This is a genomic window from Limnohabitans sp. (genome assembly GCF_031539105.1).
Classification (GTDB): Bacteria; Pseudomonadota; Gammaproteobacteria; order Burkholderiales; family Burkholderiaceae_C; genus Limnohabitans.
In genome coordinates this window covers 1-21,891 of the sequence record NZ_JAVKLM010000041.1, presented here as the reverse complement: position 1 = coordinate 21,891, position 21,891 = coordinate 1, and the positions used below count along the sequence as shown (strand labels likewise).

The following is a 21,891-nucleotide window of genomic DNA, read 5'->3' as shown; positions in this document are numbered from 1 at the left end:
AGCCATGAAATCAACACAAATTCCTCCTTCTGTCATCGCATTTCGCCCCCGTTCAAACGGTCATGCTGAAAAGTGCAAATACATGACTCTTAATCAAATTTCAGAGCTCATGGCACATGCAGCGGTAATGACCAAGAACGATTTGAGCGAAGCCTCAAAGAGTCAGATTTATGCCACTGACAGAGACGAGTTTCTGGACTTCAATGCCCACCAGAGCGTCAATACGAACCCCTCAACAAACAAAGGAGTTCGTTCATGAAATCAGAAGATCGACAACAAAGATCTATGGAAAAAATAAACACCATCGGAAGTGAAATTACTGCCCTCAGTTTTCTAAAAATGCCCGATCTTTGGCGCCTGTGGGATCAGCATTTCAAAGAGCGTCCCACGCACCCAAACCGCAGACATCTTGAGTCCCGCCTTGCCTACCGCCTGCAAGAGCTAGCTTTTGGGGGGCTCAAGCCTGCCACGCGAGACCTGTTAGCAAATTTTGGTGAACGCCTGTCTTCAATCAAGACCAGTACACGCCCCATCACGGCGCTGCTGCCTGGCACGATATTGATTCGTGAATATGGTGGCCAAGATCACCGCGTCACTGTCACGATTGACGGAAGATTTGAGTATGGTGATTACAAATACCCGTCCCTCTCATCAGTTGCTCGGCAAATCACAGGAACGCAGTGGTCAGGTCCTGCCTTCTTTGGTTTAACTCAAGGAGGTAAGCAATGAGTGAGATCAAACGTAAAAGATGCGCGGTTTACTGCCGAGTCTCCTCGGATGAGCGTCTTGACCAATCCTTCAATTCAATTGATGCACAGCGAGAGGCTGGCATGTCGTTTGTTGAGAGTCAAAAGGATGAGGGCTGGGAGCTCGCACCTGATTTCTATGAAGACCCGGGCTTTTCTGGCGGCAACATGGAACGCCCCGGATTGAAAAGGCTGCTCAAAGACATCCAAGCCGGAAAGATTGACATCGTCGTGGTGTACAAAATCGACCGTCTCTCGCGCTCGCTTGCTGACTTTTCCAAGATGGTCGAAGTGTTTGACCATTACAACGTCAGCTTTAGTTCAGTCACTCAACAAATTAACTCAGCGACCTCAATGGGACGCTTGATGCTCAATGTCCTACTGTCATTTGCACAGTTTGAGCGAGAGGTCTCGGGCGAACGAATTCGCGACAAGATTGCGGCGTCTAAGCGCAAAGGTATGTGGATGGGAGGTCCTGTACCACTGGGCTACATTGTTAAAGACCGCTTGCTCATAATCGAACCGCAGGAAGGCGAATTGGTTCAACGAATCTTCGAGCAGTTTATTGACAACAAGTCGACGACACAAATCGTTAAAGATTTGAACCAACAAGGGATTCAGACAAAGAAGCAGAAGTCATTCTGTAAGCAAGGCATCTACAAGATTCTCCACAACCGTGCATACATCGGTGAAATCACACATAAAGGCGAGAGCTTCCCCGCTCAGCACGAAAGATTGATTAGCCAAAACCTCTGGGATGAAGCGCATGCAATCCTAGCCAGCGACAAGCGTTTGCGTAACCGCAAGACATGGGAACGAAAGGATAAGCATGACTTCTTGTTACGCAACATCGCATATACGGAAGATGGCGACTTGCTCATACCTACGGCTACAAAAAAGCCCAACGGCAAGGTTTATCGGTACTACGTCATCAACAAGAAGTTGCACATGGGGGCAGAAACAAGCCAATCATGGAACTTCAATGCAGACCAACTGGAGACAGGTGTGATGGAGAAGTTGCTGGAATATCTACGCAGTGACCATATGGTGGACAAGTATTGGGAGCAGATCCAAAAGATCAACCCAGGCATTGATGAACCACAAGCAGTCATGTTGCTCTTTCGAAGAACGGCAGAGCTGTGGAACCAATTTTTCCCAGTCATGAAAATCGCAATTATTCAGAGCTTGGTTAAGCGGGTAACCGTCAGGCACAACGGCGCAGAAGTTCTGATGCGCTATGAAGCCTTAGGTGATTTTGTAAAAGCCATCACCTCAAAGGACTCGAGGCTGCACATCGAAGTGTTGGAGGTAGCGTGAACGTCGAACAGAAAGATGCGCCTAAAACCTCGGCTAAAGCAGCAGAGGTACTTCCCTTTAACCCGATTCTTTTTAAACAACGCGGAAGAAGAAAAACGATCATTTCTCCAAATGCAGAATCAGTTGAGACGCATTTAATAAAGCCGGGGACTAATAGCGTGTTGATCAATGCGATTGCAAAGGCTTTTTATTGGGCCCACCTTATCAACAATGGCGTAGTCAAAAGTGGTTCAGAAATTGCCAAAAAAGAAGGTGTCGAAGTTAGCTCAGTAAACGAGCTAATTCGATTAACGTTGCTGGATCCATCAATCGTTGAGAGCATTCTTACGGGCACTCAACCAGCAGCTTTAAACATTCAATGGTTCACTAGACATCCCCTACCCATCGACTGGAGTAATCAACGCGCATTAATAAGCGGTGTAACTTAGGGGGTAAATCACGGCGTACCAAGCTTGCCCTCGGTCACTAGCAGCTTCTATGGCTAAAACGAGACACCTAGGAATTACCTCGATTCGCTGTATTACATCAGACACACGGAACGGAGTCCCAATCAGTGGTGTAACTCGGCGACTTGCGCTCCTGCCTCATCTGCCAAGATTGGTAGGCGCCTTGGGTGGAGACTTTGACCGTGCCACGTCCAAACCGCTTGTTTAGGCCATCCAGCGCATCCATCAAGCGCGTGTCAGTCGCTTGGCTAGGCTCTAACCAATCCGCTTGGTACTGTCCCACTGGCGCAATCTCACCCAGCGTGATCCCCGCTTTTTTGTACTCATAGCCAGGTTTAAACAAACGCCCCACTAGGTAATCGGCCCAACGGTTGACCACCAAGCTGTCGTTGGTCGGTTGCGGCAACGGCAAGGTGAAGGATGGGTTGTATTGAGGCAAGTCGCTTCTGAAACGGTTGGTGTGCAAGAACACTTGAATCAAAGAAGCATGGGAGCCTTGTGCGCGCAGCTTCGTGCAAGCGTTGGCGACGAAAGTGCTCATGGCGTCTTTGAGCACCTCCACCTCTCGGACCATTTGGCCAAACGATCGACTGCTGACGATTTGTTTTTTGTTAGGCACCATTTCTTGCAAATCAATACAGACCGTGCCTTGGAGCTCGCGTTGCACTTTCTCAATCACCACACCGAACTCAGCTCTCAAGGTCGTTGTGTGTGCTGCGCGTAGATCTTGAACCGTCTGGATGCCATGCTCCGCCAGCCGCGCAGACAGTCTGCGGCCTACGCCCCAGACCTCGCCCACTTCGATTTGGCTAAGTAACTTGTCTTGTTGCGCGTCGGTTAAGTCGTTGTAGTTGAAGACGCCCTTGGATCTGGGATGCTTCTTGGCAATATGGTTGGCGAGCTTCGCCAATGTTTTGGTAGGTCCAATGCCCACACACACAGGAATGTCCGTCCACGCCATCACGCGCTCGCGCATTTGATAGCTGACCTCTTTCAATTGAGGCGTGCCTGTGAGGTCCACAAAGCACTCATCAATCGAGTACACCTCGCTCCTGGGTGAGTAAGTGCTGAGGATAGACATCACCCTGTTTGACAGGTCGGCGTACAAGGCATAGTTGGAACTCAGGGCAAGGATGCCGTGCTCTTCTGCCAGTGCTTTGCACTCAAACCACGGCTGCGCCATCTTGATGCCCAAGGCTTTCGCTTCGTTTGAGCGCGACACCACGCAACCGTCGTTGTTGGACAGCACGACCAAGGGCACGTTTTTCAGATCAGGCCGGAACACGCGTTCGCAACTGACATAAAAATTGTTGCAGTCCACCAATGCAAGCTGCTGCTTCATGGGTCGACCGTTTCAACCTTCACCGTTTTCAGCATGATGGGTTTGACCAAAATCTTGTAGCTGTCTAGGTCGAAGTTATTTTGTTTGAATGCGTTGAGCTTGCTGGTTGTGCCTACCTTGGAGCACTGTGTGCCCAAGTAGCACCAGTTGTTGACTCGGTGTCGTTGCACCCATCCGTCGGATTCTTCGATCACATCAATGGGGCCGCTGAAAGGCCAGACCTCTACCTGTGAATCTACCAACGCAGACAAGAGACGCTGGTCATGGGTATGCCGATCTTCCTTGCCCACGCACGCACCAAGGCAGGTTTTAATCTGTAACCCAAAGCAGCCGCGTGCCGAAGTTTTCTCCAACCCCAGAACAGACATGCACAGTCTGTGCTGCTGAGACAGCTCTTTGAGCATGGCCTTAGCGGCATGGTCGGATGAGAACAGGCCATACAGCCCTGCTGTCTCGCCGAGGTTGACAGATTTGCTGTCCACGACTTCTGGCAAGTTACCTTTATCCGTTGAGGTCAGGCGAATTGAGCACAGCGTTCTGACCCTGCGCAGCCGTTGGTTGAACAGCGGGCTTTGTTCTTTGATCATGCGTGACTCCAGCAACAGCGCACCAATCTCACCCGCTGTCTCAACGAAGTCAATGCGTCGTGTCTGCGCAATCATGCTGGCTTCGTCAGGTGCTCGGAGATGACTCATCACCCGGCTGCGAATGTCGACGCTCTTGCCAATGTACAGAGGCAACGTCCCTTCCCCTTTGAAGATGTAGACACCTGGCGTACGTGGCAATGCAGCCAGACTGGCTGGATCAATCTTGTGCTCGGTCACGCTTGGATGTGTCATCGATCAACACAGCTTGTGAATATTGTTGGTCACCACACCCCAGACCACAAAGTCATCCTCTTCCTTGATGAGGCGAGGTGGATAGATGGGGTTCTCCGCCATCAACTTGACCACGCCGCCACGGCGGTAAAGCCGCTTGACCGTGAACTCGTTATTCAACTGGGCAACTACGATGTTGTTGTGCTTAGGGTCCATGCTACGGTCTACCAGAAGCGCATCACCCTCATAGATACCTGCACCCGTCATGCTGTCGCCCTTGACGCGAAACACATAGGTTGCGGCTTTGTTGCGAATCAAGTGCTTGTTTAGGTCAATCTGCTCTTCCGCGTAATCAGCTGCTGGCGAGGGAAATCCTGCATGCACAGCCCAGTTACATACGTTGAGCATGAGACGCTTGTAAAACAGCTTGGCAGGCTTGTCGTTTAAATATTTAGATGCTTTCATAAATATATAATACTGGATATACGTACAGCATTGCAAGAGCGCGCAGAACTTAACTTATGACAAAAATTGCACCTACAGCTGGCACCAACGGCAAAAGACATGCCATATGCCCATCAAGCGTGGTTTGAAACTTCGAAGGCCCTACTAAGACGCAACATCAACACTTTAGAGTGCATTTTTTTAATCCAGGTACCACGATCAAAACCGTTGATAGAACGAGCAAATTCGAAAAAGCCGATGCTGCACGGCAGTGGATAAATATTGACGATCCAGAACTTTTGGAGATCTAGCGGTGAAGAACAAAGAGAACACATCACCCGTACTAGCGTTTGTAGACATCGAGACAACTGGTTCTCACTTCGAGCGCGATCGCATCACCGAAATCGGCATCAAAACTCTGACTCCCACTGATGTGATCGAATGGGAAAGCCTGATCAATCCTGAAACTTTTATTCCACTAAATATCCAAAGGCTGACAGGGATTTCACCAGACATGGTGGCCGACCAGCCCACGTTTGAAGAGCTTTCGCTGCAACTCAAGGAAGAGCTGGAAGGCAAAATTTTTGTCGCCCACAACGCGAGGTTTGACTACGGCTTTATCAAAGCGTCGTTCAAACGACTGGGCATGGATTTCAGGCCTAAGGTGCTGTGCACGGTAAAGCTGTCGCGCCTGTTATTTCCCGGACAGCCTAGGCACAACTTAGACACACTCATTGCAACCCACGGACTAGAGGTCAGTGCCAGACACAGGGCCATGGGCGACGCTGATTTACTCTTGCAGTTTTGGCGTGTGTGCGAACAGGCAGTTGGCAAAGCGCGGCTACTAGAAGCCGTCCACCAGTTGACTGCAAGTGTCAGCCTACCGCCCAACATCAACCAATCTGTGATCGACAGCATTCCCGACACGCCGGGTTGCTATATGTTCTATGGCGAACACAACGCGCCGCTCTACATTGGCAAAAGCATTGCCATGCGCACCCGCGTGATGAGCCACTTTCAAAGTGCCCTCACCGTTCGCAAAGAAATGAAGTTGTCGCTGCAGGTGTTTCACATTGACTGGATCCAGACCAGTGGCGAGCTGACCGCGCTGATTCTTGAATCAAGGCTCATCAAAGAGCGCATGCCAAGCATGAACATCAAGCTGCGCAAATCAAAAGATTTGTGCGCATGGCAATTGGTCACTGACAGCGCAGGCGTTCAAAAGCCAACGCTGGTGACGCACGCGCAGTTGCAACCCGGCCTGCAAGACAATTTGTATGGACTTTTTTACAGCAAAAAAGAAGCCCATAGTTACTTGGCCGCGGTCGCCAAAAAATACCAGCTGTGCGAAGCCCTGCTGGGCCTGGAAAAAGCAGTGGAAGGAAAGCCTTGCTTTGGCTACCAAGTCAAACAATGCCAAGGGGCTTGCATTGGCAAAGTGTCTTTGGATATGCACCATTTGAAATTGCAAACCGCACTCAACCTTTACAAAGTTCAGGTGTGGCCTTTCGAGGGCGCCATAGCCATCAAGGACGGCGACAGCATGGTGGTAATTGACAAGTGGTGCTACCTTGGCATTGCAAACGATCATGATGAGCTCTACAGCTTGGCTGAATCTGGTCAGGCAGAGTTTGATCTAGACATCTACAAGATCGTCAAAAAAGCGATAACTGGATCTCATAAGCAACATGTCATCCAGCTCAGAAAGATGTTTGAGACGACGACATGACTGAAAAAATTTCTCTGTTCCCACTTTCCCACGGGCTATTTCCAGATGGCATGCTGTCGCTGCAAATTTTCGAAGTTCGTTACCTTGATTTGATCAAGCGCTGCTATCAACAACAAATCCCATTTGGTGTGGTTTGGTTAAAAAAAGGCAGCGAGATACAGGTGCCAGGCGAGATACCTCTGCTACACATGCATGGATGTACCGCACACATCCGAAACTTTGAACAAGTACAAGCCAACTTATTTCGTGTGATTTGCCAAGGTGGGATTCGTTTTGAGTTGCGCAACACATACCCCGGCCCTTTGAGTGTCTGGCAAGGTGAAATTGTCTATTTGCCCAACGATGAAGAGATTGAACTACCGCCCTACTTGCAACACCATGCTGACAGGCTCGGTAAAGTAATAGCAAGTGCCCAGCAGCAAGGGCAAAGTCACAGACTTCCCATCTTCAAACCCTACCAGCTTGATCAGTGTGGATGGGTTGCAAACCGATATGCAGAAGCAATGGACATCAGCACCGAAGAGAAGCTTGAACTGCTTTGCGAGCTTGATCCATTGAAGAGAATGCAAAAGATAGATGCTCTGATCGAATAAGAATAATACCCCTGCACAGTAGGCAGTTGCTTTGCTGTTTTCAGCAATTAAAGATGTGACTAGCGACAATTAAACCGAAACAATGGCAATCCATCCAAGTCTTTTCAAATCATTACAGAAGCAAAAAATGTTGGACTCTGCACTCAAAATTTCTGCCTTGCTAACAACAGCTTTCCTGTTCGGTGGCATGTTGCTGTTTGCTGGCAGCTTTGCCGCTTTTTTATTTAAAGTTATGCCCGTTGAAGACGCACGGGTAATCATCAGAAAAGCTTTTCCTTTTTTCTATCTATATGTCATTGCGACATCTGCAACGGCTGCCCTACTTACAGCCCAACAGGACTCAATTAGCTCAGCAGTTTTAGGGATGATTGCCCTGACCACAATTCCAACTAGGCAAGTCCTCATGCCCGCAATCAACAAATCAACTGATACGGATGACTGGGTACGATTTATGGTCTTGCATGGTTTATCCGTCGTTATCACCCTAGCCCATATCGTTGCGTCTGCAGTAGTGCTTGTCCGCTTATCAAGCTAAGCAAGACGACTCATTAATTTTTAGAATTTTGCCTGGACGCATCAAGAAGAAATTGTTGAAAGCTCAACTGAGCCTGCTTGATTCCAACACTAACGGCAGCAAAGAATTAGTCTGCCCACTTTGCAATCGCAAGATTCCCCCCTCTCAAAGGGATGCACACCATCTCACTCCAAAGTCACGCGGTGGAAGGGAAACAGTAGTCCTCCATCGCATATGTCATCGTCAAATACACGCGCTATTCACAGAGACAGAACTTGCTCGGCAGTTAAACACCGTAGATTTGCTGCAGACACATGAGCAAATGAGTTCATTTATTAAATGGATCAGCACAAAGCCAAATGATTTTTTTGAGAAAACACGGAAAAGTCAAAGGCTTAGAACCAAGTCATAGTGTGCTTTACGCTCAAGACCTCAAAGGTTAAGTTATGGCACCAGCCATTCCCAAACATCGTCCTTCACTCTGGCTCGTCGATGTCCTAGACTTGATAGCTCTAACCAATCAAGATCCAAAACATGAGCGCTCAAAAGAGCGAAATGATTTGCGCTCTTTGCCCTACCAACGTCAGACTGATCGTATTGAGTAATGAGTGCACCGGGCGGTACAGGACTGAGGTAATCCGACGCTGAAGACGTATTTTTTACTTGCGACCACAAACGCTCAACTTGCGGACCGCTTGTATGCAAAGTCACGCTGACTCGAGCTCTGAGCTGCCATCTAAGACGCGCACTCCAAAAAACAAAGACCGCATTCGGTTGCGATGAAAGCTCCTCCGCCTTACAACTGCGGGCATCGGTGTAGATTTGAAATAGTTTTGCGTCAGCATCAACTGCTCTGAGAACGACTGTTCGAGCGTTGACACCGCCTTCCAAGCTCGAAGTAGCAAACACCGGCGTTCGCCAAGCATGGTGTCTGTCTTGCGTCGCACGACCGAGCTCTTTCCAAATTTGATGACGAATTTCATTGGGTGTTTCTAATCTATTTTTCATACTGAACTTCAGTCTGCGCTTATAAAATCAGTTCTTTCACAGTTCAAAGACTTGCACGCCAGAGACAACAATTGCTTGTTAGGTCGATGAAGCACGAATCGTAATCTGAGCGTTATCTAGGATCTTGAATGTCAAAGCCAGTTCGCTCCCGCGTAAAAACTTGTGAACATTGCAGAACAGTGAGCACTGTGCTCTATCGAGTTATGCACGATCAAACTGGCACTTGGGCATTGATTTGCGATGGATGCAGGATCAAAGTTGAAGGACGTGCAAACTATCGATATGGCGGCACGTGGAAATCTGACAAAAGGCACTGATCAGGCTGACTATACAAGTGTCTTGTGTAGTGTTTCTGTTGAGCGCTTGAAACTGGATAACAAAACCATTTTTCGGGCTGCAGGTCAAACGCGGCGGGCTAGAATTACAGCTGCTTCTGATCCGAAACCCACCAGCCAACACCAAGCTCTAAGGATCAAGCCAGGAGGATCCAGAAGGAGTCCTGCAGCCTCATCACGATGATGCTGTTCATCTGCTTGACATTGCGTCAACAAAGGCAAGAGATTATCTGGACCACCAAATTTTTTGAGGTGATCGATTTGTTGTTGGTAGTGTGAGTCAACAAAAGTTTCAACTGAAGCGATCGTTGCATAGACTGCACCTCGCCCGAAAAGTGCAGGCAGGGCACCAGTTAGCCACCCAGCCAGTCGCCAAGGGCCTAAGAGTGCACTCAGCTCTGCTTTGGGAAGTAAGGACTCAATGAGAGCCAAATGCTCGGCTTCAGTCTTTCCATGATCAGATGCAAAGGCCAACAACTCATCGTCTCGCCGAAGTTTAGCTACTGCCGAGATTCCCTTGTAGATACTTACAGCGCCTGTTTCACCTGCGTGATCGGAGCGCAGTTCACGCACTAAAAAAGGGGATAGTGAGTTCATGGCCGAACACGAAAGACATTAATTGATTGAAGGCCCCATCTTGGCTACCACCACTTTGTAGGCGGTGAACATAGAGCCAATCGCTGTAGAGATGATGCCCAAGCTCATCAGGCCTTCAAACGTTCCAAAAACTTGATAAAACATACGATTACTTATGCACTCACGTGCTGATTAAATTTGTCTAGTAAAGCATGCTCTGGAGAATTCCAGACATTGCGGGCTTGCCATTCTTTGACTTTGACCAACTTTTCGTGATCGGTAAGTTCGTAGCAACGTGGGTTGCGATCAGGCTGACGCAGCGCTTCTACGCCTCTTGTAAACATTGCAAACATAAGGAGACTTTCAAAAATCTTTCCGGTAACAGCAACAAGTCGAAACGACTCATTTGATAAAAGACTGATCGGCGGTTGTGTTGAGCTAGCTATTCTTTAGACATACAAAACAAACTTATTGGGAGAGTCAATTAGTTCACTGGAATGTTTAGCTTTTCTTCAATGCATGAAATATAACACAATGAGTAGGTATTTCAATATTTATCTACGCAAAACCTTAACAATGAACGCTTTTGACTTTTCACGTCTTTTTAACGTTCAAAAAGGCTGCCAGCTCGAATACAGAGTTAGGCGCATTCGGAATAATGCTTGGCTCGGGACTCATAAGCCTAAACGGATTTGACGAAGAGTAAAAGGCCGCGTCAGGCAGTTCTGGTTCCTCTGGGTAGGAGAAATCAGCCAAACTAAACGAGCGCAAAGTTTGAGCTACAACCTCTTGCAAAGCGAGCTCGTAGCTAGCGAGTTGTGTTCGTTTGACAGATCTGATTTCTGCATCATCACCGCCATCTGCCACTGAAAATGCAGCAACAATGTCCCAAATTGAGATTGTTGTGGGATGGCGGCAGATTTTGAAACCACCTCCAGGACCTTTTGACGAGTCAATTAAGCGGCTTGCCTTCAAAGTCTTCAGGATGTTTTCTAGAGTTGAAGTAGAAATCCCCAGCTTCGGCGATAGCTCGAGACTCGTGATGTGACAAGAACGGCCACGGGATGCTATGAAAATGCACACATCAACTGCGAGGCGTATTTTTTTGGAAATAATGAGGCTCAAATCCATATTTCTGATTTTCACAGCAAGCCGCGTCTTTTCTAGTTTTCGAGCCCAGCTTCCCAAATTATCAACTGAAGACCTCAACAACACCTACTCAAAAGTAAGAGGAAGCTATTGAAATGAAAAATAACGTAGCGTTAGCACTTTTAGTCCTGCTTGCGCCTGTGGTCGTGTTGACGCACGTGAGTTGGTCCCAAAAAGACAACGGATTGATGTTCAACGTTGATGGGAGAGATGTTGATTTCGTTGGCGTCATTAAAGACAAATGGCGTATAGCAACCAACTCGTGCAAAACGGTTGCAGAGCTTGACAGCGAAGATCCGAAGCTCAGGATGGTCAAAGCAGCCATTCAATCTTTCAGCCCACCAGATTCAATCCCAATCAAAGCTATTCACGTATGGACTTCTGGGACTTGGGGCGTGGCGGAAGTCGAGTTTGAAAATCTCCTGCCTGCAGTAGTAACAGTTAAAAACCTAGATAAGGACCCAACACTAGTGGATGACGCGATCTGGAGTGGCATCACAGCACCTTGGAAATCAGGTCCTTTCATCAGAACATACTTGGGCCAAAAATCTTACGGCACGCCTGAAGAACTACTGAACTGCTTTGAATTGCAAACTGTTTCTTTCAAATAAACAAATATATGTCAGTGCTGAAAATGTCAAAGTATCAACGCATTAGCTAGGTCAAATGGCGTCATCAAATCAAGAGACTCAGGTTGCGAGATTAGGGAAAAAAGCCGCCTAAGCGGTGCTTAAACTTACAAGATGTTGATCCAGCCTCATCTGAGGAGATGCACTCAGCTCCAAAGAGTGCGGTAAGCGCCGTCAGCGTCGTAGTCGTTGGCTTGCTTGTCTGGATTGAAGCGCCTGGACCCTCTGGGGTCGGTGCCGCGACCGCTCAGGTATAGCCAGTTGCCTTGGTTGTTGTAGACGTCAAAATCAATCAGTTGCGATTCAAACCAAGCGGCACCGGCACGCCAGTCGCAGCGCAAATCGTGGATCAAAAAGCTCGCCAAATTTTGTCGCATGCGGTTGGACGAATAGCCCGTGGCGTTGAGTTCGCGCATGCCCGCGTCAATGAAGGGGTGGCCGGTGCGGCCCCTGCGCCAGTGCTCAAAGCCGCGTGCGTTGTGGGGGCGTGTGGGCAGTGGCGCGTCGGACAGGCCGCGTTGCCAATACAGGCGCTCACCGTATTTGAGGTGTAGCCAACGAAAGTGATCGCGCCACAGCAATTCGAAGCCAATCCAATACGTGCTGTCGGTGGCCCCGTGTTGCGCTTCAAAGTTGCGAACTGCTGCCCACGCCTGACGTGCAGACAATGCGCCGGTGGCCAACCAAGGCGACCACTTGGTGGAGTAATCGGCACCCACCAGTCCGTTGCGTGTTGCCTTGTAGGTGTGTGGCAAATCACGGCTGCAGTACTGTGCCAGGTGCGCGACGGCAGCACGTTCACCCCCATGAAACTCAGGCTGTGACCAAGGAAACGCCGAACGTGGATCATTCAAAATCGCGCGGGGGTCTGTGGTGTGTTCAGTGACATGTTGCATCTCGCGCACTGAATCCAAGGCGGATTGATCCGGCAGCGCAGGCATTGTTGTCACCGTGGCCACCGGTTGTGCGGGCGCAAACGTTTGGCGCTCGACCGCACGTCGGAAACTAGAAAACTCGTCGGGCACGTCGTGCGGCTCAAACGGCAGTTGGTCGGGGGCCATGAGGGTCGACTGCCACACGGTTTGCACGTCGACTCCACGTTGCTGCAGGGCTTGGATGTGGGCCTCTTCATAGGGGGCCGCAATGTCTTCGCACACCAAGGTGCTTGCGCCTATGCGCGTCATCAGCTCGGTCAACACCTCGCTTGGCTCGCCCGTGAGCTGCAGCAGTTGGCTTCCCAATGCCAGCAGCTGTTTTGACACATCCTGCACGGCCATCGCAGTCCAGGCCAAGCGGTGCTCACTTGTACGAACAAAGCCCCAAGGGCTGGTCAGATGCAACGCGGTGTCGTGCACATATACCGGCAGTAGCCATGTGCTGAGTTGCTTGGCCAATGCCACGGCTTGTTGCAAGCCAGGGTTGTCGTGCAGGCGAAGGTCAGTTCTAAACCAGTAAACAATGCCGGAAGGGACCAAGGATGATGTCATGTTTTGTGTAGGTAAATCGGAACATAAGGTGCGTAGATCTTCCCTCAAATCAATGCCCTCATGAATAGCATCTGATATCGGAGCCTACAAATGGTCAGACCGGCTCCTTGATGGTTTTATAAGCCATCAATCTATTGGGTTAGAGTCCTTCATATGATTAAAACAAGAGCAGCTAAATTCCTCAACATTTGACTAACCAAGACCTGATCTCCAACACAGCATGGACTGTTCAAAATGAGTTACGCCATGTGCGTGCACTCATGCAACTGGAGCAAAAGGAAGATCAAGCGCAGTTCAAACTCAAAAACGCCAGTGCCAGCATCAAAGAGCGCCGTCGGCGCGGCCTGACTTGGTACCCCGTCACCATCACTCAAGAAGACATTGGTTTTGGTGGCAAGGTGGTGCTGGAGCTAGAGCGCCCTGCGCATCGGCAAGATTTGCATTTGTTTCAGGTGGGCAAGAACGCTTCGCTGTTCAGCAATGCAGCTGGCCACAAGGACTCTGACAGGCTCACACTCAGCGGCATTGTCACCAGCGTGCGGCGCAACAAGCTTGTGCTGACCACCACCAAAGAAGAGCTGCCCGATTGGGTGATGAACGGCAGCACCTTAAACGGAAGCACCCCAACCGGAAGCACGTTAGGCATTGACCTGACCTTTGACGAGGTGAGCTACCGCGAGATGCACCAGGCCCTGAACGACGTCATTGGCGCACACGGCAACCGCTTGGCCGAACTGCGCGACGTGCTGCTGGGCGTCAGGCAAGCCAGCTATCGCGAGCACCAAGCCGACGACTTGTTTTACCCCAGTGCGCTCAACGACTCGCAGCTGGTGGCGGTGCGCCATGTGATCTCGGCGCAAGACGTGGCCATCATCCACGGCCCGCCCGGCACGGGCAAAACCACCACGCTGGTGCAAGCCATTTTGGAAACCATCCGGCGTGAGCGGCGCGTGCTGGTGTGCGCCCCCTCCAACACCGCCGTGGACCTGCTGACCGAAAAGTTGGCCGAGCGCGGTGTGAATGTGATCCGCATGGGTAACCCCAGCCGCGTGTCGGACTTGCTGCTCAAGCACACGCTAGATGCCGGTGTGATGGCCCACCCCAGCTACGCCAAGATGCACGCCATGCGCCAAACCGCTGAGCAGCACCGCGATACGGCCAGCGAGCATGTGCGCCACTTTGGCTTTGAGGAGCGACAGCACCGCCAATGGCTGCGTGAAGAAGCGCGCACGCTGCGCCAAGCCGCCGACGACTTAGAGCGCTTCATGACCGAGGACGTGCTCGAATCGGTGCAGGTCATCACCTGCACGCTGGTGGGCGCAAGCCACCGCCACATGCGCCACCTGAGCTTTGAGACCGTCTTCATTGACGAAGCCGCACAGGCCTTGGAGCCGGGTTGCTGGATACCCATTGCCAAGGGCCAGCGCATTGTGTTGGCGGGTGACCACCACCAACTGCCGCCCACGGTGAAAAGCGAACAAGCCGCCCGCGAAGGCCTGCGCGAAACCCTGTTTGAAAAGTGCATCCAGCGCCAACCCAACACGGCCCGCATGCTGACCACGCAATACCGCATGCACGAGCACATCATGGGCTTCAGCTCCGAGAAGTTTTACGGCGGCCAACTGGTGCCGCACGCCAGCGTGCGCCACGCGGGCCTGGAGGCTTATGACCTGCGTTTTGCACCCGACTTGCCAGTGGAATTCATCGACACGGCGGGCTGTGGTTATCAAGAAGTCGCCATTCCCGAAAGCCGTTCAACCGCCAACCCCGATGAAGCCCACTTGCTGCTGGAGCGCCTGGCGCAGCTGCTGGCGCCCTACGACGCAGCCGAACACGACGAACACCAACACACCGCGCTGAGCATCGGCGTCATTGCACCGTACCGCGCCCAAATCAACTATTTGAAAGACGCGATCGAAGACAGCGAAGTGCTGAACGGCTTGCTGCTGCAACGCAGGCTCAGCGTGGGCACCGTCGATTCGTTTCAGGGCCAAGAACGCGACATCATTGCCATCACCTTGACGCGCAGCAACCCCCAAGGCGAAATCGGCTTCCTGTCTGACATCCGCCGCATGAACGTGGGCATGACCCGTGCACGGCGCAAGTTGCTGCTGGTGGGCGATTCGTCAACGCTTTGCAGCCATCCGTTTTTTGCTGAGTTAATAGCTTATGTAAAGCGAAAAGGCAGCTACCGGCTTAATTAGTGTTACGGCGTGGATTATTTCGATTTTCTATGGCGAGCCACACCCAGTGGCACTCTGAGCATAGAAAGACTAAAGACCTTGCAGCATGGTCTAAAGCTATGAATTTCAAACAGACAAACTGTTTCATCGCTATAGTTCTTTACAGATCTGCACTTTTAACAGGAGTTGAATATGACGTTTTCTAAACTTAGATTGGTTTTTGGTCTCACTATGGCCATGACGTCAGCAGTTGTATCTGCTCAGACTGTCAAGTTTGCGTTAACAGGAATGCAAGAGGTGCCAGCCGTCACAACCGCAGCATCGGGCTCTGGAACTATCATGATCGCGCCAGACATGTCAGTGAGCGGCAGCGTAACGACAATGGGTGTGGAAGGAACGATGGCCCACATTCATATGGCAGCCGCAGGTCAAAATGGCCCTGTCATTGTTCCCATGATGAAAACGGGTGACAACGTTTGGTCAATTGCGGCTGGTGCAAAACTAACTGAGGCTCAGTACCAAGCATTCAAAGATGGTAATTTGTATGTCAACGTACACAGCGCAAGCAACAAGGGCGGCGAAATCAGAGCTCAACTGAAACCATGAATGTACAAACATGAATAAATTACTTTTCGCCTTCTTTTTGTGTCTTCTATCCGCCTGTGCCACACAAAACACTGGCCCATCGGCTAGTGCGCGACTTTCTCCAACAAAAGGGAACGCTGCAAACGGGTCTGTAACTTTTACGCAATCTGGCGGCAAGGTTTTAGTTGTCGCAGAAATTCGTGAACTTAAGCCAAATGCCGAGCATGGATTTCATATTCATGAAAAAGGGGATTGTTCGAGCGGTGATGGCATGAGCACTGGGGGACACTTCAACCCAACAACACAATCTCACGGCGCACATGGTTCAGCAAGTCATCACGTAGGCGATCTGCCCTCGCTGGTTGCTGATGCAAATGGTGTTGCGAAATTAAACTTCGAAACTTCCGGTATCAGCATTGAGGGAGGATCTGCAAGTATTGTGGGTCGAGGACTAATTGTTCACAGAGATCCTGACGACTACAAGACACAACCGACAGGCAACTCCGGCCCCAGAATTGCATGCGCTGTCATTGGTAAGAACTAGATCAAATGTAGTTATGAGTTAGCGCATAGAAGCTCATTCGAATGTCAGGGTTACGGTAAAACGTAACCCTTTTTTAGTGCGCTGTTTCAAGAAAATTTAATCTAAAAAATTCAAAGTGCGAATAATCTCACAGTCGATTTCACGGTTTCACTTCGTATGCCACTCTTCGCAATCGGCTTAACTCCTAAATCTGATACCGAGCTTATTGCACTACCAAAAGTCATCTACCTGTGAGTGAGACAAACTCAGATCCATCATCGCTCGATTTCTGAGTAAGAGCGTTACGAATGAATTGCTTTTCATAGTGCCGATTGCGACGATTTTTCTTGGCCATAGATCTCTGACCCAGTCGCTTATCAACAACGATGCTGCTGAGCGAGCTCAAGTCGTCCAGTCCTTTGATGGAATTAGGTGAATTTCTGCGTCCCATATGAGTGTCTCTTCACCAACTAATTTGTTCACCTGTGTTGTCAACGTAATGAGCTCCGCTCTTGGCCTGCAATGACTGAAGTGCTGACCACATACCCGCTACTGATTCAGCTGGTTCAAGTAAATGCGGAACAGAACTAGAAAACACCTTAGACAGTTCAGAACGCACAGTTCCTGGCTGAAGAGCAACCACGCGTAATTCGGGATTTTTTCGTTGTAATTCAATTGCAGCCGTTTGCAAGAGCATGTTGAGGGCCGCTTTAGCTGCACGATATCCGTACCAACCGCCTTTTGTATTTTCAGAAATACTTCCTACGCGTGCTGACAACTTCGCGTAAATCGAGCGTCCAGATGCAAGCAAAGGTGCAAAGTGACGTATGGCCAATATCGGGCCGATAGCGTTAACTTGAAAATTTCTTAACAAGGCATCTTCACGCAAACTTGCCAGGGACTTTTCGGGTCCAACACCCTCAATAGTCAATGCACCTGTTGCATCAATGATGACTTCAAAGGGGCCAGCAGCCTGACAAATTGCAGCCTGTTGTCGAATTGATTCAGCGTCGAGCAAATCAAAACCATTCACAGATCTGGAAATTACCTCGACATGGATGCAATTAGCGTCGGCCTGAAAAGCCTCAACAAAAGCATGACCAATTGCACCTCTTGCACCTAGGACGAGTGCCTTGTAAGGCCTGCCAAATAATGGGCTTGGCGTAGCAGGATGGGTCATATAAAAGCTCCGTAAGTAAGTTCAAAAATTAGAGACGACGAGAAACCAGAATTCACACGACACGCAGATAACGTATCAATAGCAAGATTGAAAATCCAATTGACTAAATACGTCAACAGGCGGGTCACACCTTCGTAAAAAGTAGCCACATCGCTTTATATTTCTTATCGGAAGGTACTCACTATTGATTTTTTTACGCAGCCGATGAACGTAGACTTCGACAGCACTCTCATTAAGTTCGGTGCAATCTGGATCCATTTGATCAACGAAATCTTTCTTGGCGATGATTTTCCCAACACGCTTGAGTAAGATTTCCAAAACCTGGCCTTCACGTTTGGTAAGTTCTACCTCGTTACCAAGGACCCAAGTCCGCTTCGTTTCGTGGTTAAAACTCAAGACACCGTATTGGCTGACCGAAGTAACGAGTCCATTGCTGCGCCTTATCAAAGCTCTAGCAACCGCACTAAAGTAACTCTGGTCAAATGACGCCGGTAAACATCTGTCAACACCAGCGTTTAACAACTGCACAGCACAATCAAGGTGGTCTTCGGAGATGATGACAATGGCAGGTGTATTTGGGGGTAAGTACCGTTCAAAACTGTTGCGCGTACCTTCATCTAAATCACCATAAGGATGATGAACGACGACTAGATCAAACTTGACACTGGTCGAAGACAATTGATACAAGTTTTCAAAACTTCTCATACAGGAAGCCAAGTTAGGCAAAGCACGAGAGATTTTTCGAGTCAAGGCGATTGAGCAACTTACAAGTGCTAACTCAAGCATAGGTGGCTCCTTTGTTGACTCTTTCGATTGCTACTGCGCAAACACCACGCTGATCAAGCATCCATTGAAGAGGCTCAGACCCAAGGTTGAGTGCTAGCTTGGTGGCCTGCGCTTCGAATACACAAGAGGTTTTCTTTTCAATAAGTTGAAGAATCCAAGAAGGCATGACATCAAAAGCGGCTTTCAATGTGAGATGCATGAAAGGCTTATCGAATAAGTCAGCTGGATAGCTCTCAACTATTCGGAGAATTTCCTTTGCTCGGTCGTCAAATTTCAGCTCACTGATATAGCCAGCTAATTCGTCTTTTGTTGATTGCCAAGTCAATGGCAAGTCAATTGCTCCTAACAAATGTCCAATTTGAGCCATTTCACGAATGTATTGATCGCACTCAAGCTCAGATAGTGGCGCCTTTGATAGGTGTTGATAAGCGCTTAGGAATGAACTCGCTTCTGCCAGATGAACCCAACGAATCAGGTCAGGTTCGTTTGCAACATAAGGCTGTCCAAGAAGATCAACGCCGCAAATGTTGGCGTGAATCGCATTGACACGCCGAATCGCATCCATTGCCATAGCCTCACTACCGTAGGTGGTTGCAGCAACAAAGAAAGCAGTTCGCCCCAGACGCTCTTTAAGTTTATTTCTGAAATCTGAGTGATCCCAGACTGCTGACAAAGCCCTTGAATGCAGCGACTGAACTATCAAAGAGGAAAGTCCACCGACCATCATGGCGGTGAAGTTTGCATGCACCCTCCAAATGATTGACTCGGGTCCAAATAATCCCCTGTCCCCTTTCGGCGTCATGAAGTCGTCTAAATTTGATTTAGAGCCAGTCATCGCACGAACACGATCACCTATTGCATTCAATGCGAAGTTGGCGATGGATTCAGGCAAATACATAGCTTATGAATTTTTTTGACTAACCGCTGAATTTGACTTCTCAGACACTTGAACATCAAAATACAAAATCTCATCTGTTTTAGGAAAACACATCTTTTCTCCATCCCATAGCTGGCCGCACCAGCACAAACCATCTTCATTGATGATGCAGGTCCCTGTGCCACAGCATCTTGGGTCTTCATTCATAGAAATCTCCAAAGCCAATTAAATTTACAAGTGAGTTTTGCAAGGCAGCAATAAATTTTGTTCACGTTTCACATGGGTAACTTTGTTCATCTCAATTACCCGATCAGGCTTGGTCACTTTGCTGTAGGTGATCTGATCTTTACAACCAAACAAAATCTCAGCGTTTTTGGGGGCTGTGATTTCAATGTGGTCTAGGTAGACATTCAACAAACAGAGTCGATCAACCGTCAAACGAACTTGGATCCAGTCAAGAATTGGTTCTAAGTGGTCTACGTCTTCCACGTCATGAATCCACTGCCAAGCTTGTCCGCGAGGTACTCGACGGCCACGACCGTCTCTGTTGTGAAGCATGTATGAAAACTTCATTGCACGTTTAAAAAGACATGGCAAGCTGAAAAACTGAGTTAGGCGCTTTTGGGATGAATGGCATAGGCATGGGTTTGAACTTGAACCTGCCGACAGCGTCAGCGTAAGACTTGGCCTCAGAAGCTGAGAAATCTGCGAAGTCTGAAAGCGTGAAACTCCTCAAGGTATTGATGGCTACCTGCTCAAGTTCCATCTCATAAAACTCATGTTGATTAGCCTCACTTGAACTCTTGGCATCAACCAAGGTTTTCTCGAAGACGCAGGCAACATCCCAGATGGAGATCAGCGAGACGTCGCCTTTGATCATGTATCCCCCACCGGGTCCCTTCATGGATAAGACGATACCGTTGTCTTTCAACGGCTTGAGAATGTTCTCTAAGTACGAGACCGACAAATCAAGACGCGGCGAGAGATCTGTGGTGGTCAGATAGCCCTCCCCCCTCTGGCCTGCCAAAAGCACGCACAGCTCAATGGCGTTGATAGTTTTCTTTGAAATCATGATTCATCTTTCTAATGAGTAGGATTTTGAGACTTTTACCTACGCAAAATTAATTATTTGTAGATTAAATCAAATTTTCGACATATTATCTACTCAACAACTACTCAATAGAACAGATCTGATGTCAACAACCTTCAACACAAGTGCGCTTTTTCGCATTGGTGCAGTTTCTAAAACAACAGGTGTACCCGTTTCCACCCTCAGGATCTGGGAGACGCGCTACGCAGCGTTTAGCCCAATCAAAACAGAAGGCAAGCAACGATTATTCGAAGAGCGCGACGTCTCAAGAGCTCTTTTGCTCAAGCATCTCTCAGGCGAAGGGCATTCAATTAGCGCGATAGCTCAACTAGATTTAGAACAATTGCGCCGAATGAGCAATCTGCATAACAGTGCTCACCGCAAAATTGCAAACGATGGAGAGCCGCTAACGCTTACGGTCGTTGGGCTGTCCATGGCAAATCGCATCGAGTCCAAAAACTTTGCTGCGGCGCTAAGGCAAAACAAAGTCAAAGTGACGGATGTAGTGGTGGACTTAGACACTGCAACCAAAGCAACACTATCTGCACAATCACAAGTCTTGTTGATCAAGGTAAATACTCTTCAAACGACGGTTCACGCTGCCATACAAGGGTTGATTCAAAAGCACAAGTTTGCACAGACCATCGTCATCTACAACTTTGCGCCTGAACCGGTGGTCCAGGCCATGAAATTTTCAGGGCTAATTGTCAGACGCGAGCCCATCTCAGACAGTGAATTAGCCGAACTGATTCAATCCGTATTGTTCGTAGATCAAGCGCGAGCGCAAGAGTTTGGTACCTCGGGCAACGTGATTTCAAGCCGCAAATACTCAGATGAAACGTTAACGCGTGTTGCTGGCATCTCTACTAATGTTCTGTGCGAATGCCCAAGACACGTTGCTGAACTGATCTCACAACTTGCCAGCTTTGAGGAATACAGCCAAGAGTGCTTGAATAAGAACGCTGATGATGCGCACCTACACGCCTACTTACGTTCCATCTCAGGTTCAGCAAGATCTCTGTTTGAAAACGCCTTAGAAAAGATTGCGCTCCACGAAGGCATTGAACTGCATGAAGGTAAGAAATGAGCAAAGCCGATCTCAAAATACTTTTTGTCTGTATGGGCAACATCTGCCGCAGTCCCACAGCTGAAGGTGTGTTCCGCAAAAAAATAACAGATGTAGGCCTTTTGAAAAAAGTTCAAATCGACTCAGCTGGAACCCACAACTACCACCCTAACTCACCGCCTGATGAACGCAGCCAAAAGCATGCGCTTCTCCGAGGCTATGACCTATCGAGCTTAAGAGCTAGATCAGTTCAGGAAAGTGATTTTGAAGAATTCGACATGCTCGTTACGATGGATTGGGATAACAGGGCATTACTTGAGGAGCGGTGCCCTTCCTGGGCACCAATATAAGTTAAATGAAAGCCACCTTCTCAGGTGGCTTTTGTTTTTTATGAATTTAAATCGGTAATGCGACAAGATCGTGACCGTCTGTCGCCACCACCTTGGCGCGGGTGAACTCACCCACCTT

At 49.0% G+C, this 21,891-nt stretch carries 28 protein-coding genes; 13 read left to right on the top strand and 15 right to left on the bottom strand.

Annotation, left to right across the window (positions count from 1 at the left end; genetic code table 11):
• Nucleotides 1-4: 4 nt before the first annotated feature.
• From RMR24_RS10970 to RMR24_RS10955, 4 genes are read left to right on the top strand one after another with little or no spacing between them, the layout of a single operon-like run.
• On the top strand, nucleotides 5-259 hold the full coding sequence (locus tag RMR24_RS10970) for a hypothetical protein (RefSeq protein WP_310615115.1): 255 nt from the start codon (nucleotides 5-7) through the stop codon (nucleotides 257-259).
• On the top strand, nucleotides 256-729 hold the full coding sequence (locus tag RMR24_RS10965) for a DUF2924 domain-containing protein (protein WP_405023338.1): 474 nt from the start codon (nucleotides 256-258) through the stop codon (nucleotides 727-729). Before RMR24_RS10970 ends, RMR24_RS10965 begins: the two co-directional genes overlap by 4 nt.
• Entirely contained in the window at nucleotides 726-2,063 is a 1,338-nt protein-coding gene (locus RMR24_RS10960) for a recombinase family protein (RefSeq protein WP_310615114.1), read from the top strand. Before RMR24_RS10965 ends, RMR24_RS10960 begins: the two co-directional genes overlap by 4 nt.
• The gene (locus tag RMR24_RS10955; protein ID WP_310615113.1) at nucleotides 2,060-2,491 is read left to right on the top strand and encodes a hypothetical protein; all 432 of its coding nucleotides are present in this window, start codon (nucleotides 2,060-2,062) and stop codon (nucleotides 2,489-2,491) included. Before RMR24_RS10960 ends, RMR24_RS10955 begins: the two co-directional genes overlap by 4 nt.
• A 97-nt stretch (nucleotides 2,492-2,588) precedes the next feature.
• On the opposite strand, the gene RMR24_RS10950 is transcribed toward RMR24_RS10955, so the two are convergent.
• Genes RMR24_RS10950 through RMR24_RS10940 form a run of 3 tightly spaced genes read right to left on the bottom strand, consistent with a single transcriptional unit; the run spans nucleotide 2,589 to nucleotide 5,134 of the window.
• Nucleotides 2,589-3,851 carry a Y-family DNA polymerase gene (locus tag RMR24_RS10950; RefSeq protein ID WP_310615112.1) on the bottom strand — a complete coding sequence of 421 codons (1,263 nt, stop codon included), beginning with the start codon at nucleotides 3,849-3,851 and terminating at the stop codon, nucleotides 2,589-2,591.
• Nucleotides 3,848-4,690 (bottom strand): endonuclease, encoded by an 843-nt coding sequence (locus RMR24_RS10945; RefSeq protein WP_310615111.1) that lies wholly within the window; start codon nucleotides 4,688-4,690, stop codon nucleotides 3,848-3,850. The genes RMR24_RS10950 and RMR24_RS10945 overlap by 4 nt, the downstream gene beginning before the upstream one ends.
• Before the next feature lie 3 nt (nucleotides 4,691-4,693).
• The gene (locus RMR24_RS10940; protein ID WP_310615110.1) at nucleotides 4,694-5,134 is read right to left on the bottom strand and encodes a translesion error-prone DNA polymerase V autoproteolytic subunit; all 441 of its coding nucleotides are present in this window, start codon (nucleotides 5,132-5,134) and stop codon (nucleotides 4,694-4,696) included.
• A gap of 292 nt (nucleotides 5,135-5,426) precedes the next feature.
• Between RMR24_RS10940 and RMR24_RS10935 the strand changes: the two genes are divergently transcribed.
• The 3 genes from RMR24_RS10935 (at nucleotide 5,427) to RMR24_RS10925 (ending at nucleotide 7,970) form a co-directional block, all read left to right on the top strand.
• A complete protein-coding gene (locus RMR24_RS10935; RefSeq protein ID WP_310615109.1) occupies nucleotides 5,427-6,842 on the top strand; it encodes an exonuclease domain-containing protein in 1,416 nt (471 codons plus the stop codon).
• Complete coding sequence (locus RMR24_RS10930; RefSeq protein WP_310615108.1) at nucleotides 6,839-7,435, top strand: LON peptidase substrate-binding domain-containing protein; 597 nt, start codon at nucleotides 6,839-6,841, stop codon at nucleotides 7,433-7,435. The genes RMR24_RS10935 and RMR24_RS10930 overlap by 4 nt, the downstream gene beginning before the upstream one ends.
• Before the next feature lie 127 nt (nucleotides 7,436-7,562).
• Nucleotides 7,563-7,970 carry a DUF4149 domain-containing protein gene (locus RMR24_RS10925; protein WP_310615107.1) on the top strand — a complete coding sequence of 136 codons (408 nt, stop codon included), beginning with the start codon at nucleotides 7,563-7,565 and terminating at the stop codon, nucleotides 7,968-7,970.
• A gap of 423 nt (nucleotides 7,971-8,393) precedes the next feature.
• Here RMR24_RS10925 and RMR24_RS10920 read toward each other — a convergent pair whose 3' ends face one another.
• From RMR24_RS10920 to RMR24_RS10900, 5 genes are all read right to left on the bottom strand, one after another.
• On the bottom strand, nucleotides 8,394-8,957 hold the full coding sequence (locus RMR24_RS10920) for a pyridoxamine 5'-phosphate oxidase family protein (RefSeq protein ID WP_310615106.1): 564 nt from the start codon (nucleotides 8,955-8,957) through the stop codon (nucleotides 8,394-8,396).
• Between the two features lie 401 nt (nucleotides 8,958-9,358).
• Nucleotides 9,359-9,889 carry a demethoxyubiquinone hydroxylase family protein gene (locus RMR24_RS10915; protein WP_310615105.1) on the bottom strand — a complete coding sequence of 177 codons (531 nt, stop codon included), beginning with the start codon at nucleotides 9,887-9,889 and terminating at the stop codon, nucleotides 9,359-9,361.
• Between the two features lie 18 nt (nucleotides 9,890-9,907).
• Nucleotides 9,908-10,033 carry a hypothetical protein gene (locus RMR24_RS10910; RefSeq protein ID WP_310615104.1) on the bottom strand — a complete coding sequence of 42 codons (126 nt, stop codon included), beginning with the start codon at nucleotides 10,031-10,033 and terminating at the stop codon, nucleotides 9,908-9,910.
• 8 nt (nucleotides 10,034-10,041) lie between these two features.
• Complete coding sequence (locus tag RMR24_RS10905) at nucleotides 10,042-10,221, bottom strand: hypothetical protein (RefSeq protein WP_310615103.1); 180 nt, start codon at nucleotides 10,219-10,221, stop codon at nucleotides 10,042-10,044.
• Nucleotides 10,222-10,462: 241 nt separating this feature from the next.
• The gene (locus RMR24_RS10900; RefSeq protein WP_310615102.1) at nucleotides 10,463-10,999 is read right to left on the bottom strand and encodes an Rrf2 family transcriptional regulator; all 537 of its coding nucleotides are present in this window, start codon (nucleotides 10,997-10,999) and stop codon (nucleotides 10,463-10,465) included.
• Nucleotides 11,000-11,112: 113 nt separating this feature from the next.
• Here RMR24_RS10900 and RMR24_RS10895 point away from each other — a divergent pair, with 113 nt between their 5' ends.
• Nucleotides 11,113-11,628, top strand: a complete 516-nt coding sequence (locus RMR24_RS10895) for a hypothetical protein (RefSeq protein ID WP_310615101.1) — start codon at nucleotides 11,113-11,115, stop codon at nucleotides 11,626-11,628.
• Nucleotides 11,629-11,792: 164 nt separating this feature from the next.
• Here the strand turns inward: RMR24_RS10895 and RMR24_RS10890 are convergent, their stop codons facing one another.
• Entirely contained in the window at nucleotides 11,793-13,133 is a 1,341-nt protein-coding gene (locus RMR24_RS10890) for a DASH family cryptochrome (RefSeq protein WP_310615100.1), read from the bottom strand.
• Nucleotides 13,134-13,321: 188 nt separating this feature from the next.
• On the opposite strand from RMR24_RS10890, the gene RMR24_RS10885 reads away from it, so the two are divergent.
• The 3 genes from RMR24_RS10885 to RMR24_RS10875 all read left to right on the top strand — a co-directional run bounded on the left by RMR24_RS10885 (nucleotide 13,322) and on the right by RMR24_RS10875 (nucleotide 16,445).
• Nucleotides 13,322-15,337 carry an AAA domain-containing protein gene (locus RMR24_RS10885; RefSeq protein WP_310615099.1) on the top strand — a complete coding sequence of 672 codons (2,016 nt, stop codon included), beginning with the start codon at nucleotides 13,322-13,324 and terminating at the stop codon, nucleotides 15,335-15,337.
• Nucleotides 15,338-15,508: 171 nt separating this feature from the next.
• Nucleotides 15,509-15,922 carry a CHRD domain-containing protein gene (locus RMR24_RS10880; RefSeq protein WP_310615098.1) on the top strand — a complete coding sequence of 138 codons (414 nt, stop codon included), beginning with the start codon at nucleotides 15,509-15,511 and terminating at the stop codon, nucleotides 15,920-15,922.
• 10 nt (nucleotides 15,923-15,932) lie between these two features.
• Entirely contained in the window at nucleotides 15,933-16,445 is a 513-nt protein-coding gene (locus RMR24_RS10875; protein WP_310615097.1) for a superoxide dismutase family protein, read from the top strand.
• 442 nt (nucleotides 16,446-16,887) lie between these two features.
• Here the strand turns inward: RMR24_RS10875 and RMR24_RS10870 are convergent, their stop codons facing one another.
• From RMR24_RS10870 to RMR24_RS10845, 6 genes are all read right to left on the bottom strand, one after another.
• Nucleotides 16,888-17,604 carry an SDR family NAD(P)-dependent oxidoreductase gene (locus RMR24_RS10870; protein ID WP_310615096.1) on the bottom strand — a complete coding sequence of 239 codons (717 nt, stop codon included), beginning with the start codon at nucleotides 17,602-17,604 and terminating at the stop codon, nucleotides 16,888-16,890.
• Nucleotides 17,605-17,679: 75 nt separating this feature from the next.
• A complete protein-coding gene (locus tag RMR24_RS10865) occupies nucleotides 17,680-18,390 on the bottom strand; it encodes a winged helix-turn-helix domain-containing protein (RefSeq protein ID WP_310615095.1) in 711 nt (236 codons plus the stop codon).
• Nucleotides 18,383-19,288, bottom strand: coding sequence for an oxygenase MpaB family protein (locus RMR24_RS10860; protein WP_310615094.1), 906 nt, complete (start codon nucleotides 19,286-19,288; stop codon nucleotides 18,383-18,385). The genes RMR24_RS10865 and RMR24_RS10860 overlap by 8 nt, the downstream gene beginning before the upstream one ends.
• 3 nt (nucleotides 19,289-19,291) lie before the next feature.
• Nucleotides 19,292-19,474 (bottom strand): hypothetical protein, encoded by a 183-nt coding sequence (locus RMR24_RS10855; protein WP_310615093.1) that lies wholly within the window; start codon nucleotides 19,472-19,474, stop codon nucleotides 19,292-19,294.
• A 24-nt stretch (nucleotides 19,475-19,498) separates the two neighbouring features.
• On the bottom strand, nucleotides 19,499-19,825 hold the full coding sequence (locus RMR24_RS10850) for a hypothetical protein (protein ID WP_310615092.1): 327 nt from the start codon (nucleotides 19,823-19,825) through the stop codon (nucleotides 19,499-19,501).
• Nucleotides 19,826-19,847: 22 nt separating this feature from the next.
• Nucleotides 19,848-20,339, bottom strand: a complete 492-nt coding sequence (locus RMR24_RS10845; RefSeq protein ID WP_310615091.1) for an Rrf2 family transcriptional regulator — start codon at nucleotides 20,337-20,339, stop codon at nucleotides 19,848-19,850.
• 121 nt (nucleotides 20,340-20,460) lie between these two features.
• On the opposite strand from RMR24_RS10845, the gene RMR24_RS10840 reads away from it, so the two are divergent.
• Both RMR24_RS10840 and RMR24_RS10835 read left to right on the top strand, forming a co-directional pair.
• Nucleotides 20,461-21,444 carry a MerR family transcriptional regulator gene (locus RMR24_RS10840; RefSeq protein ID WP_310615090.1) on the top strand — a complete coding sequence of 328 codons (984 nt, stop codon included), beginning with the start codon at nucleotides 20,461-20,463 and terminating at the stop codon, nucleotides 21,442-21,444.
• Nucleotides 21,441-21,773: a low molecular weight protein-tyrosine-phosphatase gene (locus RMR24_RS10835; protein ID WP_310615089.1), complete on the top strand. Its 333-nt coding sequence runs from the start codon at nucleotides 21,441-21,443 to the stop codon at nucleotides 21,771-21,773. The genes RMR24_RS10840 and RMR24_RS10835 overlap by 4 nt, the downstream gene beginning before the upstream one ends.
• Nucleotides 21,774-21,891: the final 118 nt, after the last annotated feature.